Origin of the sequence: Virgisporangium ochraceum, from assembly GCF_016863655.1 — a bacterium.
GTDB classification, from domain to species: domain Bacteria; phylum Actinomycetota; class Actinomycetes; order Mycobacteriales; family Micromonosporaceae; genus Virgisporangium; species Virgisporangium ochraceum.
Genome location: NZ_BOPH01000042.1, coordinates 1 through 15,220 on the forward strand (window position 1 = coordinate 1; position 15,220 = coordinate 15,220).

Genomic DNA, 15,220 nt, shown 5'->3' on the forward strand with positions numbered 1-15,220 from the left:
ATTCCGTTGGAAGCAGCCCGGGAGCACAACATCATCCGGCACCGGCTGACCCAGTCCGCTACGCCGTGAACGGCTGGGTGGCCGCGGGTACCCACGAGGTCGGTGTCCCACGGCAGCCGCGCTGGCCGAGGTGCGGGTCAGGCCGATCGGGCCGTGGGGGGTGCGGGGCGGACGACCGTTCCAGATCTCTTCGGTAAGCCGTCCGACCCTGACGGGACGCCCGGGCGGGGTCAGCAACACAGCCGGAAGCAGTCGTTGCCGCGGTGCCTGTACCTCGTCCCAGCTGGCGCCGTTGAAGATCCGCAGTGACCCCAGATCCGAACGCGGAGACGTCACGCCCGCCGGGGTGAGGGCGTCGATGATGCCGTGTTCGCGGGCGGCGGTCAGGTCGTGGGTAGAGCCGGCGAGAGCCACGTCAGTCGGTCGGCGCAGTCGTCGATCACCTGGACATGGACGGCATGGTGGCCGGGCTTGCAACGCCGGCACACGGGCCGGCCGGCACGCGCGGTCCCAGACCCGTACGGTGCCCGCGTATCCGGCGACGACCACCACCTCCGCGCCCACCGGCGAACGGCGAGCACCTGGTGGCCCCCGGCAGCACCGCAGTCCTGGACCAGGATGAACGGTGCTGAGGCCATGACCTGCCGGCGACGCCGATGACGGCCGGCGCCCGCTGGGCCCGCTCTACGCGGATGGAACGTATCTGGAACGCCACTTGCGGTAGAGCATGATGCGATTTGAAGGAGATCTGGTGAGAAGCATCCGGATGTTCGTAGGTGCGGTGCTGTCCACCGCCGTGGGACTGGCCGTCACCGTCGGACCGGCCGCCGCAGCGGCTGCCGGTGAAGCTCCGGCAGGCGACAACATCATTATCATCATCACGCCGATCACGTAGGAGGGCGGTCGTCAGGGTGGGCCGACGGCGGTGGTGGGTCCGCCGTCGCCTTGAACTGGTCGCGCTCCTATCGCACAACCTGGCGACGCTCCCGCGCGAGCAGGGTCGGGGCGAAAGGGAAGTGTCCACATGAGTGCGTCTGCACAGTGACGGTGCGCAACGATGACGCTCGGTCAGCGGGTCGCGTTGGCATTGTGGATCATGGGATTCGAGTACCCGAGCTTCGACGGCGCGTGGCTCAAAGCCCGGCCGGTTCGGGGACGGGCCGAACCGATCGACGTGGTGCGAGCGTTCCTCGCCGACGAACTCTACTGCCCTGTACCGGAACACGTGCCGTGGGACGTCTTCAACTACGGCACGTGGAACCGTGCGCTCGATGACGACCTGCCCCAACGCGTCGGAGAGATCTGCACCGTGCGGCCGACGGGGCCGCGGTTCGCCCGCGACACGAACTCGACGACGACGGCATGCCTGCCTGGTTCATCAACACCGACCGCGGTGCCAACCGCTTCCCGGCGGCCATCGGCGTCGACGACGCCATCATCGCGACGCTGTGGACGGCACATATTGATCGCGCCCGGTGATCCCGGGACGGATACCGCGGAGCGACCAGCCCGCGATACTCAGCAACGGGGGGTGCCGGTGCAGTGGAACCACGAGGACCTCGGCTACGTCACGGTCGACCGGATCCCCGGCTGTACACCGACGGCATCGACTGGAGCCCGGCCCGCACCGTCCCACGGTCCGCGGGGTACAGCCCGATCGATGCCCCGACCGGCACGCGTGCGACGTGAACCGATCGCGCTCCGGGTCACAGTTGATATTCCGACGGCAGCTGGCCGGACCTCCTGTGCCGCCGCCACAGACGCCAAGCCTGCACGCTGAGAGCGGACATCGCGGCCGCCACCAGGAACGCCACCCATGACAAGCGGTTACGCGCCGAGTCACAGGCGTCCTGCGCCACGCGCGGATCCGAGGGTAGGTACCGCACCTTGATCGTGTCGCCGGCCCCACTCATATCGCAGCTCTTCGGCGCCCCCACCCTCGTCTCGACCTGCCTACCATCGGACGTGGTGAATCTGAGCGTCATGTAGTCCGTACGACGGCCCGTTTCGGTCTTGGTGATCTCGCCGGAGACGACGACGTTCTCCTGCGCGAAGTGGTACGCCGACACCGCGCTGTCCGCGAAGTACCACCACGCGATCATCGCGATCGGAGGCAGTACGAAGCGCATCCACCAGATCTTCCGGTATGCCGAGCGGCCCGATTCGCCGTTCCCCTGCGGCTTCGCCGTGTCCTCCATCGCCCCCGCCTCATTCGTCAACCTTGATCCGCACAGGGAGGATTGCCAGGTCGCGGTAGAACGAAACAACGTCCCGCCGAGCGGTGGTGACGACCGGTGCCTTCATCGCCCCAGCGGGAAAGCCGGCGGAAGCTGGCGCACAGAGCAGGAAATTACTCCTGAACGAGGTACCGCAAGGCGTGAAACACGACGGTCTGCCGGTACCGCACCGGGCTGTCGAACGACGGCGGATCGACGTCGTGCACGTCGGCGGCGATCCGGCGCAACTCCCGGCCGAGTTCGGCGGGGGATTCCCTGTCGTACTCGCCGTACTCAAGGTCGAGGTCGCGCAGGTGCAGCCAGATCCGGTGCAGGCATGCGACGAAGTGGTCGAGTGAGCTGTTGACCAGCCCGAGGCTCCGCTCGTCGCCGGGCCTGTGCCAGTACACGGTTCCGTCCTGGGCGGAGAGGCAGGCCAGCCCGCCCAAACCGTTGGCGATGACGATGTCGCCCGGCAGCCGCGGGTCATGCAGGAGGTCACCAACGGTCGTCGGCGTGCCGGTGCCGAGGTCGCTGAAGAACAGGATCTCCAGCAGGCTTTCGGGCAGGCCGACCTCGGTCAGGATCCGGCGGTCGTGAAGCCGGCTGACGTACTGTTCGGCGACGCGGCCCGGCATGGTCCGGATCGGGTCGTTGCCGAACGCCGCCTGCAGTTCGATGTGTGTGACCACGGCCGCCTCCCGCACCCGCGCACATCGACAGATGTGCGCGCCCGCCGGACAGTATGCCCGGGTGCGGGACCAGCGGCAGTCGCGCGAAAGCGACACACGACATCCGCGCCATCCTGCTTCAGCGCCCGGCCGGCCTCGGACTGTGGCCCGGCCCGACCGGGTGTTCCCGGGCGAATGCCGGGCACGACCAGGGGGTCTTGAGCGTGGCGGGATGCGTCACCCGCACGGGAGCCGGGCGCAGCGGAACAGCGCCATTGCCTCACGGGAGAGCCAGGCGACGTAGGCGGTGCCGTCGGCGGTCGCACCGACAGCGAGTTCAGCGGATCTCGGCGTGGTCGTACTGACCAGGGTCCCGGTCGTCGTCCTGCACAGCCGGTCGGTGCAGGTGTGCAGCCGCACGGTGCCGGCGGTCGCCGCGGCCACGATGGGCAGACCGGCCGGTCCGATGCCCAGAGCGGGGGTCACGAAGTCGTCCTGCTCTCGCACCCCGATCGGTGTGACCACGGTGCCGGAGCACGCCGGATCCGTGCACGTCACCAGGTCACGACCGGCCAGAACCACCGGGCGTCCGTCGGGCAGGATCCGCATCGACAGCGGGTACGGGTGCGTCAGTCCTGTGACGTCGACCCGGCGACCCAGCCGGCCGCAGGCGGGGTCGGCGCACATCTGGACGGTGACGGTCTTCGGCTCGGTGACCTTCTCCGGGTTGGGCGTGGTGGCGATCGCCACCCGGCCGGCCTGTACGGCGACCGCGACCAGATGGCGGAACCAGCCGTGGAAACCGGTGGCGACGGGTTGGCGGGCCGCGCCGCACGCGCCGTTCGGGCAGGACGTGACCTGGACCGTTGGCGGGCTGGCGCCGCCGACGCTGGTGAGCGCCACGACATGTGCGCCGTCGGCGGCGACGCCGAGCAGGTCCTCGCCGGTCGTGACGGCCGGGTAGGACGCCGGGTCCCTTCGGCAGTCGAGGTCGGCGCAGCGGGTGATCCGGATGCCGCCACCGGAGTCGACCGCCGAGATGAACCCGGCTCCGGCGGGGGTGAGGACGCTGTTCGGCTCGACGACCGCGGAGACCGGCTGGCAGGGTTCCCCGGCGCACCGCCAGACGTGCGCGCTGGGATCACCACGCTCGGAGTTTCCCTTGGTGGATCCGGACGGCACGAATGTGCCGGCGACGACCACGCCCGCCGGGGAGGCCGCGAGTGCCAGCTCCCCCGGCGCCGCTCTCGTCCACACCTGGTGCGCCCGCACCGTCCAGCCGGCCGCCGCCGGCGGTGGCGTGAACGTCGCGGACGGCGACACCGACGGCGAGGGTTGTGCCCGCGTCGGCCCGCCGGCGCCGTCACAGCCGGCGACCATGGTCACCAACAGCAGGGCGGCAATCGACGTTCGTCGCATCCTCACCCCTCCGAAGCTACGGCGCGCCGTCCGCCCCTCCCCTCGACGAGACGAAGTCGTTGCCGACGACACCCCGCAACGCAATGTCGCCCACGACGATCCGCCAGCACCGCACCGTCAGCCCACAGCAACGGATGCTCTCCATCCCGCACGGACGGCGTCCTCGCATCGGGTCGGGGTTGCGCGATTGTGCAGCATCAGATCACGGAACGGTCACAATCTCCTGGTCGGGGGCGCGGCGCTGATTCGATAATCGTCGTGACGGAGGTACCGATGCGGCACGCTGACGGCTCCCGGCCCGGGCCATTGGCGCCCTCGCTCGCGGCCTGGGGCCTCTCGGCAGACGCGGATCTCATTTACCGTTGCATGCTCGGGACCGGCTCGTGGACGGCCCGACAGCTCGAGCGCACTCTCGGCATGGCGTGGCACCGGGTCGCACGGGGCCTGGACGAGCTCATGTCGGTGGGCGCCGTCGACCACCGACCGGGCGACGGCCGGCGCGTGGTGCGCTGGACGCCGGTCGCGCCACATCATGTGATACCCGCGTTGCGTCAGCGCCGGCACCGGAGCGCCGGGCTCGGCCAGCGGCCGCACCGGATCGACCACATTCTCCCCGACCCGGTGCGGCTCGGCGACGGCATGCGACACCTGCCCAGCCGTCAGCTGACCCGCGCCCGGCTCGCCGAACTGATCCGCACCGTCCGGTACGAGCACCTGGCGATGCAGCCGGAACAGGTGTACGAGGAGGCATCCGCCCGGTCGGCGGTACCGATGGACCGCACGCTGCTCGACAGCGGGGTACGCATGCGGGTGCTCGGCTCGCTGCCGGCAGACGCCGAAGATCCGTTGGTCGAGCACGGCCGGCAGGCGGACGAGCCGCGGCCGGAGTACCGGCAGGCGATCGAACGGCCGGTGAAACTGATCGTCATGGACCGCCGTACGGCCCTGCTACCGGTGAGCCCGGACGATCTGGACCATGGCTACCTGGAAATCACCGAAGAGGCGGTCGTCGCCGCGCTGGTCGCCTTGTTCGAAAGGCAGTGGGAGGACGCGGCCCGCATCCGACAGGAGCACCACGTGCCACGAATATCGCTCACCGAACGGGAGCGGACCCTGCTGACGTTGCTGGCGAAGGGCGATACCGACGAAAGCGCGGCCCAGGCCATGCGGATCAGCCGGCGCACGGTGTCGAACACGGTCCGGGACCTGATGGACCGCCTGGGCGTGGACAACCGCTTCCAACTCGGGCTCGCCATCGGTGCGCAGTACCTGGTCGAACCGTCGCGGTCCCCCGCGGCGATGGCGAAGGAGGTGGACCTGTGAACGGACGGCCGCGGATGCGGGTAGCAGCGAAGGTGGCAGCGGTGCTGGTGGCCCTGTTGCTCGCGGCGGTGCCACTGACCATGTCCACCATGGGCTCCGCGCCGCATGAGTCGGGCGTCGTCGGAACGAGCGGGCCGTACCCAGGGGACGTGTTCTGCGGTACCTGCGTGTACGTGCCGCCGCCGAGCACCGACGGGTGAACCGGCGCCGGCCGGGTCAGAGATGGTCATGGCCGGGTCCCCGCCACAGGCGGAGACGGGAGGAACCGCGATGAGTCCAGCGGAACGACCGCACGGCGCCGCGACCGTGCCGGACCGCCGCCCTCTCGTGGATCAGATACTCCAGGGTGCGACGAGCGTCGATCTGCGGCCGGCGGAGCGGCCGCCGTGGATCCTGCCGTCGGTAGCGGATGCCGGCGAGGCTCTGCCCTGCGTGGTGCTCGCGGACAGCACGGGTCTCGTCGAGTTCGAGGTGCTCCAGCGACAGCTTGGCCGACTCGGCGTGCCGTGCGTCCACCTGGACACGAGGTCCATAGTGGACGTCCGGGTCACCGCCGGGGTTGGCGACGGCTCACTCCTGGTGAACGGCCGTCGGATCGTCCCGGTCGTCGCGTGGCTCCGGCACTTCACCGGTCGTGGAGTTCCGCGGCTCGACGATCCCGCCGCGGCCGCGTTCCGCGCCGACTCATGGTGCGCGATGGTGCACGAGGTGGTCGCGTCCGCGTCGATCACCGTTCCCGGCGGCGCTCCCGGCCGGCTGGAACAGTTGGCCGATGCGTCGACGGTCGGGCTGCGCACCCCGCGGACGATCGTCACGACCGACCTGGCGTCGGCCGCGGCCGGCCTGTCGAGCGAACGGATCGTCGTCAAGGCGTTGGGACAGCACGTCGTCGAGCCCGAGCCGGGCCTCCTCGTGTACGCGCTTCCCGAGATCGTGCGTCGAGGTGACCTCGACGGGTCGGGCTCCCCCGGTTTCCCGGTCATCGCGCAGGAGTACGTCGAACACGAGCAGGAGCTGAGGATCTACTACGTACACGGCGACATCCACGCGTTCGAGGTGGTCAAGGAATCACCTGATGCGCCGTGGCGGAACGAGCCGACGGTACGGGTGGCCCCCGCCGCGGCGCCCGCGGCCGTTGCCGATGCGGTGTCGGCGCTCGCGGAGATGTGGTCGCTGACCTACGGCGCCTTCGACATCCTGATCGCCGGCGGAAGCCCCTGCTTCCTCGAAGTGAACCCGGACGGCGACTGGCGCTGGTTCGAGGTGAGGGCAGGCGTGTCGAACGTGACGGATGCGGTGGCCGCCATGGTGCGCGCGCTCTACCGGAGTGCGCTCGGTGGCGTACCGGCGCTACCCGCGGTGGAACTCGTCGATTTCCTACTCATGCGGGGAGAACGGTGACGGGTTTGGATCCACATCCGTTGTACTGCTCGATACTCGGCCCTCTCGCAGTACGGATCGATGGCGCTCCGTTACGCATCGGCGCGGCAAAGCAACGGCTGCTCCTGGCGGTGCTGCTCTGTCGTGCGAACCGGACCGTACCGTTGCCGCGCCTGATCGACGCGCTGTGGAGCACGGCACCGCCGCGCACGGCACGGAAGAATCTGCAGGCGTACCTGTCGGAACTCCGCAAACGGGTGGGTGATCGGATCACCTTCGACGGCTGGGGATACAGCTTCCGTGCCGCCGAAGCGGAACTCGATGCGCTGGAACTGCGGAGGATGGCCGGCGCGGGGCGACGGGCGGTCCGCGAGGGTGACCTCGTCGAGGCATCCGCCGTACTGGGTGGCGCGATCCGGCTGTGGCGCGACCAACCGCTCGTCGAGTTCGCGGACGTACCGATGATCGAGGAGCACGTGCGGGGGCTCACCGAACTGTACCTGTCGGCGTACGAGGACTGGGCCGAATTGGAGATCGGGCACGGCCGACCGGAGCGTGCGTTACGAGGGCTCGACGATCTGGTCATGAACCATCCGACCCGGGAACGCATCGTGGGTGCCCGGATGACCGCGCTGGTCCAGTGCGGCCGCCTGTCGGAGGCGCTGTCCCAGTACGACGACCTTCGCCGGCGGCTGGCCACCGACTTCGGCGTCGACCCGAGTCAGGCGCTCACGAACCTGTACCGGGGGATTCTCCGGGGAACGGGTCGACCGTCGACGACAGGTGCCGGATGGCCGCCCGCCGGGAGGGAAACGGCGGTGTGGCCGGCCAACAACCTGCCGCGCGGGATCGCCGACTTCGTCGGACGCCACGAGGAGCTACGACGGATCGTGCGGGAGAACACCGCCGTCACGATCATCACCGGTGGGCCGGGTACCGGAAAGACGACCCTCGCGGTCCATGCCGGACATCAGCTGTCGGCCGCGTTCCGGGACGGCGTCCTGATGGCCACCTTCCGCCGTGGTCGTGCCACGAGGAGCGCCACGGACGTGCAGCGGGAGATACTCGATGCCGCGGGTGTGCCGGTGTCCGCGGACCAGGGGGACGCCGCCACCGGGTCGCGATGGCGGTCGTGGCTGGCGGATCGCAGGATCCTCCTTCTCGTCGACGACGCGCCGGACGAGGCCGCCGTTCGCGCGCTCCTGCCCGGCACGCCGGGCAGCAGGGTCCTGGTGACCAGCAGAAGCCGCCTGAGTGGGCTGGAGTCGGTTGTTCGGATCCGCCTCGGGGAGCTGTCCGAGCCCGAGGGAATCAGCTTCCTGACGATGCTCTTCGACGCCGAGGCGGTACGGAGTGACCCGGTCGCCGTGGAAGCGATCCTCCGGCGGTGCGGCCGGGTGCCACTCGCGCTCCGTGTGCTCGGCGGACGGTTCGCCGACCTCCCGCACGTCACCCTCGCCGACATCGCGGCCCGTCTCGGCTCGACGACGGATCCGCTCGACGAGCTGGTCGCGGGAGATGTGTCGTTCAAGCAGCGTTACGAGCAGTGGTACGGCGACCTGTCGCAGTACCACCGGGACACCCTGCTGCAGCTGGGTGCCCTCGATGCTCCACAGTTCAGCCGGGAGGACCTCGTCGCGGTGCTGGGCGGCGACGTCGGGGCGGCCGAGCGGATCATCGAGCGGGCCATCGAGTCCAACATGGCTACTGTCGTTCAGGCAGAGGTGACCGCTCACTCGACGTGTTATGCGCTGTCGCCGCTGACTCATGCGTTTGCGGCGTCGCTGGTGGCACGGCGAGCGCTCGGAGCGCAGGGCTGAGCCCCGCCAGCGCGCAGGCCGCCGCCAGCGCGGCACCGAGGAGAAGAAGCGCGCGCGTCCCGCCGATGTACTCGGCGAGGCTGCCACCGAGCACCGGTCCGAGCGGCGCGAGTCCCATACTGACCACGCCGAGCAGCGCCACGAGCCGGCCCATCATGTCCTCCGGCACGGTCGTCGCGACGATCACCTGCAGCGCCACGTTGATCGCCGGCACCGCCACCATCGCGAGTGTCAGCGGTACGACCGGCCAGTACCTACCGACCGGCAGGGTCACCGAGCACACGGCGAACGCGAAGAACGTCACCACCGCCAGCATCAGCTTCCCGGCCGGCAGTAGCCGGCCGATCCTGGCCGACAGCATGGCGCCGAGCAGCCCGCCGATGCCCAGCCCCGCGAGGACGACGCCGGTCGTGGTGGAGTCGCCGCCCCGGTCACCGACGACCACGACGACGGGAATCAGCAGCGAACTCGCGACCAGGTTGGCGAACAGCGACAACGACAGCGCGTCGCGTAGGCCGTGCTGCCGCCACAGCCACCTGCCGGCATCCGCGATGTCTCCGCGCACCGTGGACCGCTTCGGTGACTGTTGCACCGCCGGACGGCGCGGCACGTCCGCCAGCACGATGGTGAGCACGGAGATGGCGTAGGTGACGGCGTCCACCAGGAACGGAAGGACCCGCCCGAGCCCGAACAGGAGCCCACCCAGCGGCGGACCGACCAGTGAGGCGGCATGCTCGCGTGACTCCTCCTGCGCGTACGCCGCCGGCAACTGCGCGGCGGGTACCACCGCACGGACCGCGGTTGCGTGCGCCGGACCGAAGAAGGCGTCGGCGACGCCGATGACGATGGCCACCGCGATGATGTGCGGCAGCCAGACGCGGTCGACGGCGATCGCCACGGCGAGCGTGGCCATCGCGACGCAGCGGGTCGCCTCGCTCGCGAGCAGGATCCGACGACGGTCCAGCCGGTCGATGAGGACTCCGGCCGGAACGGACGAGACAATCTTGGCGCCCGTCCGGCAGGCGGCCGCCAGGCCGGCCAGGGCGGGTGATCCCGTCACGGCCAGTAGCAGCAAGGGAAACGCCAACCAGGTGAGGCTCGATCCCAGGCCCGATACCGCGCTGCCGATCCACAGCATCTGGAATCGGACGTTGCGGCGCAGGGGCGGTGTCTCATTCATCAGAACCTCCATGAACGCCTACCGGAACAGCCGGGACCGGACACCGGTCGCCCGCCGCGGACATGACGAAGGCCGCCGCGGCCGCCGCGCTGGCAGTGCCGTTGAGCTGCGCGGCGAGTGACTGGACGCGCCACCTCATCGCTTCGTCACCGCAGGCCCACGTCAGCGCGTCGGCGCCGTCGGCCCCGGCGGCACCGCCCGTTCCGGTGTGGAGCCGGACCGCGATGCCGGCACGCCGGCACGCCTCCGCCAGCAGTGGTTGTTCCGACCCCGCGGGCGCGACCACCATCGGCTTGCCACGGCTGGCCGCCGCCAGTACGGGCGCCGAGGTTCCGGAGGACAGCACCACCTCCGACATGTCGATCAACGGACCCATCCACGGCTGCCGCACGACGACGAGATCCGCTCCGTCGTCGGGCAGCGGTGGACCCGAACGCGCTCGTTCGACGATCGCCTGGAACGGGCCTCCGGTGAAGATGGCGTTCAGGCGCGGCCACATGCTCTCGGCACCGAACGAGCGGCCCAGGTGGACGTAGACCACCGGCTTGCCCACCCGCGCCGTCCGAGCGGCCAGACGCTCGATCACACCGGGGTCGGCCCGAGGCTCCCAGGGGCAGGGTCCAACGTGGTGCACACCCTCCGGCAGGGTCGCGCCCGGGTACTCCAGCGGGGGTGCGCCCCGCAACAACAGGCCGGATCCGATCAGGGGCAGGTGCGGCAGGCGGTCCCGTCGCAGGCCCAGCCCGACCTGATCCCGCGCCTGCTGGTAGAAGCGCAGCGTCTCGCGCAGACGCCAGTGCCGACCGACGACGGACTCCGGTTCGCCGTCACCCCCGGAGCGGTACGGCCACAGATGCGCGGCGAGCCCCAGCACCACGATGGGCAGGTCGAGCCGCTCCGCCGCAAGAAGTGCCCCGTGACACAGGACCGAGGTGAGCAGAACATCGGCCCGGACCTCGCGAGCCGCTCGCAGTACCGCCGCGTACTGCGAGTGGCCATTCGCCGACCACCACCCGACCGAGAACGCGTGTTTCCCGCCGTAGTCTTCCGCCGGAAGCGTCGCCAGGCCGGCCTCGTGAACGGCCGGTACCGATCCGGGCCGGCAGAGCACCGACACCTCGCCGCCGCGCCCGCGCAGTTCCCGCCCGACGGCGATCGCCGGGTACAGATAGCCGGGATCGCTCAGCGTGCACAGCAGAACCCTCATGGCGATCCGGCGGGCGGGAGTCCGAGGTGGTGGGCGAGGAAGGCCAGGGTGTCGGCGAACACCGCGACCACCCGCGACTGCGCCGCGCGACCGTGGCCCACGCCGCGCTCCACCCGCAGCAGCACCCGCTCCGTCCCGCTCGTGGCGTGCTGGAGCGCGGCGCACATCTTCCGCGAGTGGCTCGGGTCGACCCGGGTGTCCCCCGCCTGGACCGTCAGCAGCACCGGCGGATACGCGACGCCGTCCCGGACCCCGTGGTACGGCGAGTAGGCAAGGAGGTTCCGGAAGTCCGCGGGATCGTCGACACTTCCGTACTCGGCGCGCCAACTCGGTCCCATGCCGGAGCGCTCGTAACCGAGCATGTCGAACAGGGAGGCGATCGTCACGGCCGCCGCGTACCTGTCCGGACGCCGGGTGACGGCCACGCCGACCAGGAGCCCTCCGTTGGACTCCCCGACGATCCCGAGCCGGTCCGGACCGGTCCACCCGTGCGAGATCAGGTGCTCGGTCGCCGCGTCGAAGTCGTGGAAGACATTCCGCTTGTTCAGCCGCATACCCGCGCGGTGCCATTCCTCGCCCTCTTCGCCGCCGCCGCGCAGGCAGGCGACCGCCCACACTCCACCGGCCCGGATCCACGCCAGCGCGTCCGGGCGGTAGGTGGGCCCCATCGAGATCCCGAACCCGCCGTAGCCGGTCAGTACCGTCGGACGTGACCGGTCCGGGACACCCGCGGACGACAGGATGAACATCCGGACCGGTACCCCGTCGTGGGACGGGAACGTGACCTCACGCATCCGGACCGGTGGCGGGTCGGTCGCGGAGCCGGCCGGAAGGGGGTCGACGGCGCCGGTTCGCGCGTCGTACCGGAGCACGCACGGTGCTGTCGCGAAGTCCGAGTAGCTGAACCAGACCTCGTGTCCCCGCTCGGGGCGCTCCACGAATCGTCCGACCCTGCCACGTCCGGGCAACGGCACCGTCGCGACCCGTCGACCGTCCCGCAGATCGTGGACGGTGACCTCCGAGATCGAATGCCTTGTCCACGAGACGACGACGAGCGGGCGTTCGAGCGCCTCGCCCAGCAGTACCGCGACATCTCCGAGCACCGCGTCCGGGCGCTCGGCGATCAACGTCCGCCACTGCCCCGAGGCGCAGGTGCCGGGAGTCGACACGGCGACCCGGCCGCGGGGGGCGTCCAGGTTCGTCCGCAGCCAGATCGGATCGTCGGGAGACGTGCCCGGACAGATCCGCAGGCTCGTCCGGGCCGGCGTCGCGGTCTTCACCGGTGTCAGGTCCGGCTGCTCCGCCGAACCGGTGTGCAGGTCGGCGATCCACAGTTCGGTCGCGGTGTCGGCGCCACGGGATGCCGAGACGGTCAACCACCGGCCGTCCGCGGTGACGGAGGCCCAGTAGAACTCGGTCCTGTGGCGGCCTTCGCCGAAGATCGGAACGTCGTCGGCCGGATCTGATCCCACCCGGTGGAGGTAGACCCGGCGGTGGTAGCGCTCCTCGCCCGGATGCAGTTCGGGCGGCAACCGACGCACGTAGTAGAACGCCTCTCCCCCGGGCAGCCAGGCGACCGGAGACCGCCGCACCCGGTCGATGGGACCGTCCACTGTGGCCCCGGAGGTGACGTCGATCGTCCTGAGCATCGAGTCTTCGGTGCCCCCCGTGGACAGTTGGAACGCGAGCAGATGTCCCTCGACCGACGGATGCCAGGCTTCCAGCACCGTTCGTCCGCTCGGGTCCACCGCCAGCGGGCTCACCAGCGGGCGGTCCACCCGACCGTCCGAGACGAGTACCGTCGGGTGCTCGGCACCAGCCTCCTGACGGGTGAAGAACGTCCGGGCGCCCCGGCACTGTGGCAGCGAGGTCGTGGTGACCTGGAACAGCTCCGTCAGGACGGCGCGCCAGCCGTCGGTTCCGGGCCATCCCGCGCGCGCGTCGTGGAACAGCCTTTCCTGCGCGTCCATCCACGCCGCGGTGCGCTCGTCGTCGGGATCCTCCAGCCACCGGTAGGGATCGGCGACCCGCTGACCGTGATGGGTCTCCGCCCAGGTGACCCGCTCCGCCACGGGGTACGGGGAACGCACCGAACGCATCACTGACTCCGCCAATCCCCTAGAGCTGTCCGGCCGCCGTGAGCTGGTCCAGGATCCATGCGTCGACCCGGTCGCGGAAGCTCCGGAACACCGACGGGTCACCCCCGTAGTCGTTCAGCTCGTCGCAGGAGACCCATCTGTCCTTCGTCTCCTCGGGCGGCAGGTATCCGTTGTCCAGCGAGCCGACCTCCCACCCGGGCTTTCCGGCCGTGTCCCAGCAGCTGGAGAGACTTCCGTCGGCGCTGACCACCGCCCCGTAGCGTCCGTCCTCGAACGAGCACGACTGGCACGGCACGTATGCGCGGGGACGCGGAATCTCGAACCCGAGATCCAGGGCCCGCCGGTACCACCGGGTGAACTCCTCCGCGGCATCTGTCGAGGCGAGCAGGCCGTTGCTGTAGCCGATTCCCACGTCACCCACCAACGCGAAATAGAGCGTGCAGCGGGACGCGTCGAGGGCGTCTGACAGCCGGTCGAGCAGGAGCGGCATACCGGCATGATTGTGGTGCGACACGTTGACGCGGATGATGAACCTGATCGACGTGGTTCTCATCGCGGCGGCGATGTTCCGGACGATCGTGTCGAACGTGCCGCCGCTGTCCGACCGCCTGACCCGGATCCGGTCGTGGTCGTCCCGGTCGCCGTCGAGGGTGACCTGGACGAGATCGAGCCCGACGTCTGCCAACGCCCGCGCCTGCGGTTTTGTCAGCAGCGCGCAGTTGGAGATCATGGTGGCCGACCGCAGTCCGTACGCAGAGGCGCGCGACAGCAGCTCCCGGCAGCCCTCGGGATTGAGAAGCGGTTCCCCACCCATGAGCGTGACCGTCAGCTGCTCCAGTTGCGCCTCGGCCATCCGTCGACCGGCGAAGTCGAGGGCAGAGGTGATCGTGGTGGAGCTGAGCCGCGCATAGCCGATCCGCCGCGGCCGGCTCCCGCCGGTCGGATCGCGTTCGATGTTCTGGAAACAGTAGGCGCAGCCCAGGTTGCAGTGGGTGCTTGTCAGAACGGTCAGCGAGTAGGCGCGGTATGCCCAGGTGTCGAAGAGACCCTTCGCCTGGAGGTGTTTCTCCACGGACGGACGTAGTTCACCGCTCGGGGTGACGTGGTGGTCCTTCAACCTGGCTGTCCCGGCCGGGCCCAGGAACCACCAGCCGTCCGCACCCTTCAGCAGACGCGGCCGTGGTACGGATCGGTCGAGTTGTCGAGCGGTCATCCGACTCTCCATTCGTGCTCCACCCCGGACACACCCTCCCGGCCCTCCGTGTGGAGGGCCGGGAGGGGCCGGATCAGCCGTTGTTCGGGCTCTCCGCTGGACGTCACTTCTCGATGTGGATCCCGTAGCAGTTCGGCGGGTCCTCGGTCTCCTCGTCGGAGTGGGCGATGACCTCGACGTCGGCCGCGTCGTCAGCGGGCTCGGGGAGGTCGGACTGTGCGTTCCTGTCCTCGTGGACGGTCATTGTCAATTCTCCTGTTCTTCCGTCGGGTCCGCTGTCACTTCTCGATGTGGATGCCGAAGCAGCTCGGCGGGTCCTCGGTCTCCTCGCCGGAGTGCGCGACAACCTCGATCTCGGCTGCCTCGTCGTCGGGCTGTACGTTCTTGTCCTCGTTCGTGGTCACGGTCGCATCCCTCTCTCTTCGGGCGCCGGGCTACGCGGTGTATCAGCTCTGTTCGAACCGGAGGATGCAGCCCGGGCGTTCCTCGGTCTCCTCGTCGGAGTGGGCGACGACCTCGGCCTCTGCTGTGTCGTCGACGGGCTCGGGGAGGTCGGATCGGGCGTTGTCGTCGTCGTTGGCAGACACCGTTCGCAGCTCCTTCTCCTTCAGGCCAACCCTTTCGGGGTTGCTGCCTGTTCGACGGCTGCCACTTACGTTAGAGCTAGCCAGTTTGGCGGCGGTATGGCGACA

Annotated in this window: 15 protein-coding genes and 1 pseudogene; 5 read left to right on the forward strand and 11 right to left on the reverse strand. The window is 69.9% G+C overall.

Annotated features, from left to right (window positions below; translation table 11 throughout):
* Nucleotides 1–333: 333 nt before the first annotated feature.
* Nucleotides 334–473, reverse strand: a pseudogene (locus Voc01_RS53110) (IS5/IS1182 family transposase); the annotation flags it as partial.
* 278 nt (nt 474–751) lie between these two features.
* Here Voc01_RS53110 and Voc01_RS16885 point away from each other — a divergent pair.
* Complete coding sequence (locus tag Voc01_RS16885) at nt 752–895, forward strand: hypothetical protein (protein WP_203928392.1); 144 nt, start codon at nt 752–754, stop codon at nt 893–895.
* An 811-nt stretch (nt 896–1,706) separates the two neighbouring features.
* Here the strand turns inward: Voc01_RS16885 and Voc01_RS16890 are convergent.
* The 3 genes from Voc01_RS16890 to Voc01_RS16900 form a co-directional block, all read right to left on the reverse strand.
* Nucleotides 1,707–2,198, reverse strand: a complete 492-nt coding sequence (locus Voc01_RS16890; RefSeq protein ID WP_203928393.1) for a DUF3592 domain-containing protein — start codon at nt 2,196–2,198, stop codon at nt 1,707–1,709.
* Nucleotides 2,199–2,350: 152 nt separating this feature from the next.
* Nucleotides 2,351–2,908, reverse strand: a complete 558-nt coding sequence (locus Voc01_RS16895) for an SUKH-4 family immunity protein (RefSeq protein WP_203928394.1) — start codon at nt 2,906–2,908, stop codon at nt 2,351–2,353.
* 216 nt (nt 2,909–3,124) lie between these two features.
* Complete coding sequence (locus Voc01_RS16900) at nt 3,125–4,312, reverse strand: hypothetical protein (RefSeq protein WP_203928395.1); 1,188 nt, start codon at nt 4,310–4,312, stop codon at nt 3,125–3,127.
* A gap of 183 nt (nt 4,313–4,495) precedes the next feature.
* Between Voc01_RS16900 and Voc01_RS16905 the strand changes: the two genes are divergently transcribed.
* From Voc01_RS16905 to Voc01_RS16920, 4 genes are all read left to right on the forward strand, one after another.
* The gene (locus Voc01_RS16905; RefSeq protein ID WP_203928396.1) at nt 4,496–5,629 is read left to right on the forward strand and encodes a helix-turn-helix transcriptional regulator; all 1,134 of its coding nucleotides are present in this window, start codon (nt 4,496–4,498) and stop codon (nt 5,627–5,629) included.
* 14 nt (nt 5,630–5,643) lie between these two features.
* Nucleotides 5,644–5,829 carry a hypothetical protein gene (locus Voc01_RS16910; protein ID WP_203928397.1) on the forward strand — a complete coding sequence of 62 codons (186 nt, stop codon included), beginning with the start codon at nt 5,644–5,646 and terminating at the stop codon, nt 5,827–5,829.
* Nucleotides 5,830–5,956: 127 nt separating this feature from the next.
* On the forward strand, nt 5,957–7,030 hold the full coding sequence (locus tag Voc01_RS16915; protein ID WP_203928398.1) for an ATP-grasp domain-containing protein: 1,074 nt from the start codon (nt 5,957–5,959) through the stop codon (nt 7,028–7,030).
* A 143-nt stretch (nt 7,031–7,173) separates the two neighbouring features.
* The gene (locus Voc01_RS16920) at nt 7,174–8,829 is read left to right on the forward strand and encodes an AfsR/SARP family transcriptional regulator (protein WP_203928399.1); all 1,656 of its coding nucleotides are present in this window, start codon (nt 7,174–7,176) and stop codon (nt 8,827–8,829) included.
* Here Voc01_RS16920 and Voc01_RS16925 read toward each other — a convergent pair.
* The 7 genes from Voc01_RS16925 to Voc01_RS16950 form a co-directional block, all read right to left on the reverse strand.
* Nucleotides 8,714–10,009 carry an MFS transporter gene (locus Voc01_RS16925; RefSeq protein ID WP_203928400.1) on the reverse strand — a complete coding sequence of 432 codons (1,296 nt, stop codon included), beginning with the start codon at nt 10,007–10,009 and terminating at the stop codon, nt 8,714–8,716. The two genes, Voc01_RS16920 and Voc01_RS16925, sit on opposite strands and share 116 nt — an antisense overlap.
* Nucleotides 10,002–11,216, reverse strand: a complete 1,215-nt coding sequence (locus Voc01_RS16930) for a glycosyltransferase (protein ID WP_203928401.1) — start codon at nt 11,214–11,216, stop codon at nt 10,002–10,004. The genes Voc01_RS16925 and Voc01_RS16930 overlap by 8 nt, the downstream gene beginning before the upstream one ends.
* Complete coding sequence (locus Voc01_RS16935; protein WP_203928402.1) at nt 11,213–13,315, reverse strand: prolyl oligopeptidase family serine peptidase; 2,103 nt, start codon at nt 13,313–13,315, stop codon at nt 11,213–11,215. Before Voc01_RS16935 ends, Voc01_RS16930 begins: the two co-directional genes overlap by 4 nt.
* Before the next feature lie 19 nt (nt 13,316–13,334).
* Nucleotides 13,335–14,387 carry a radical SAM protein gene (locus Voc01_RS16940; protein WP_203928403.1) on the reverse strand — a complete coding sequence of 351 codons (1,053 nt, stop codon included), beginning with the start codon at nt 14,385–14,387 and terminating at the stop codon, nt 13,335–13,337.
* A 244-nt stretch (nt 14,388–14,631) separates the two neighbouring features.
* The gene (locus Voc01_RS16945) at nt 14,632–14,772 is read right to left on the reverse strand and encodes a hypothetical protein (protein WP_203928404.1); all 141 of its coding nucleotides are present in this window, start codon (nt 14,770–14,772) and stop codon (nt 14,632–14,634) included.
* A 34-nt stretch (nt 14,773–14,806) separates the two neighbouring features.
* Nucleotides 14,807–14,932, reverse strand: a complete 126-nt coding sequence (locus Voc01_RS54095; protein WP_275423727.1) for a hypothetical protein — start codon at nt 14,930–14,932, stop codon at nt 14,807–14,809.
* Nucleotides 14,933–14,974: 42 nt separating this feature from the next.
* Nucleotides 14,975–15,115, reverse strand: coding sequence for a hypothetical protein (locus Voc01_RS16950; RefSeq protein ID WP_203928405.1), 141 nt, complete (start codon nt 15,113–15,115; stop codon nt 14,975–14,977).
* Nucleotides 15,116–15,220 lie beyond the last annotated feature (105 nt).

Excerpts from the sequence above, each read along its gene's own strand:
- Voc01_RS16945 (WP_203928404.1), bottom strand. The coding sequence starts at position 14,772 with ATGACCGTCCACGAGGACAGGAACGCACAGTCCGACCTCCCCGAGCCC.
- Voc01_RS16930 (WP_203928401.1), bottom strand. The coding sequence starts at position 11,216 with ATGAGGGTTCTGCTGTGCACGCTGAGCGATCCCGGCTATCTGTACCCG.
- Voc01_RS16925 (WP_203928400.1), bottom strand. The coding sequence starts at position 10,009 with ATGAATGAGACACCGCCCCTGCGCCGCAACGTCCGATTCCAGATGCTG.
- Voc01_RS16890 (WP_203928393.1), bottom strand. The coding sequence starts at position 2,198 with ATGGAGGACACGGCGAAGCCGCAGGGGAACGGCGAATCGGGCCGCTCG.
- Voc01_RS16910 (WP_203928397.1), top strand. The coding sequence starts at position 5,644 with ATGCGGGTAGCAGCGAAGGTGGCAGCGGTGCTGGTGGCCCTGTTGCTC.
- Voc01_RS16935 (WP_203928402.1), bottom strand. The coding sequence starts at position 13,315 with ATGCGTTCGGTGCGTTCCCCGTACCCCGTGGCGGAGCGGGTCACCTGG.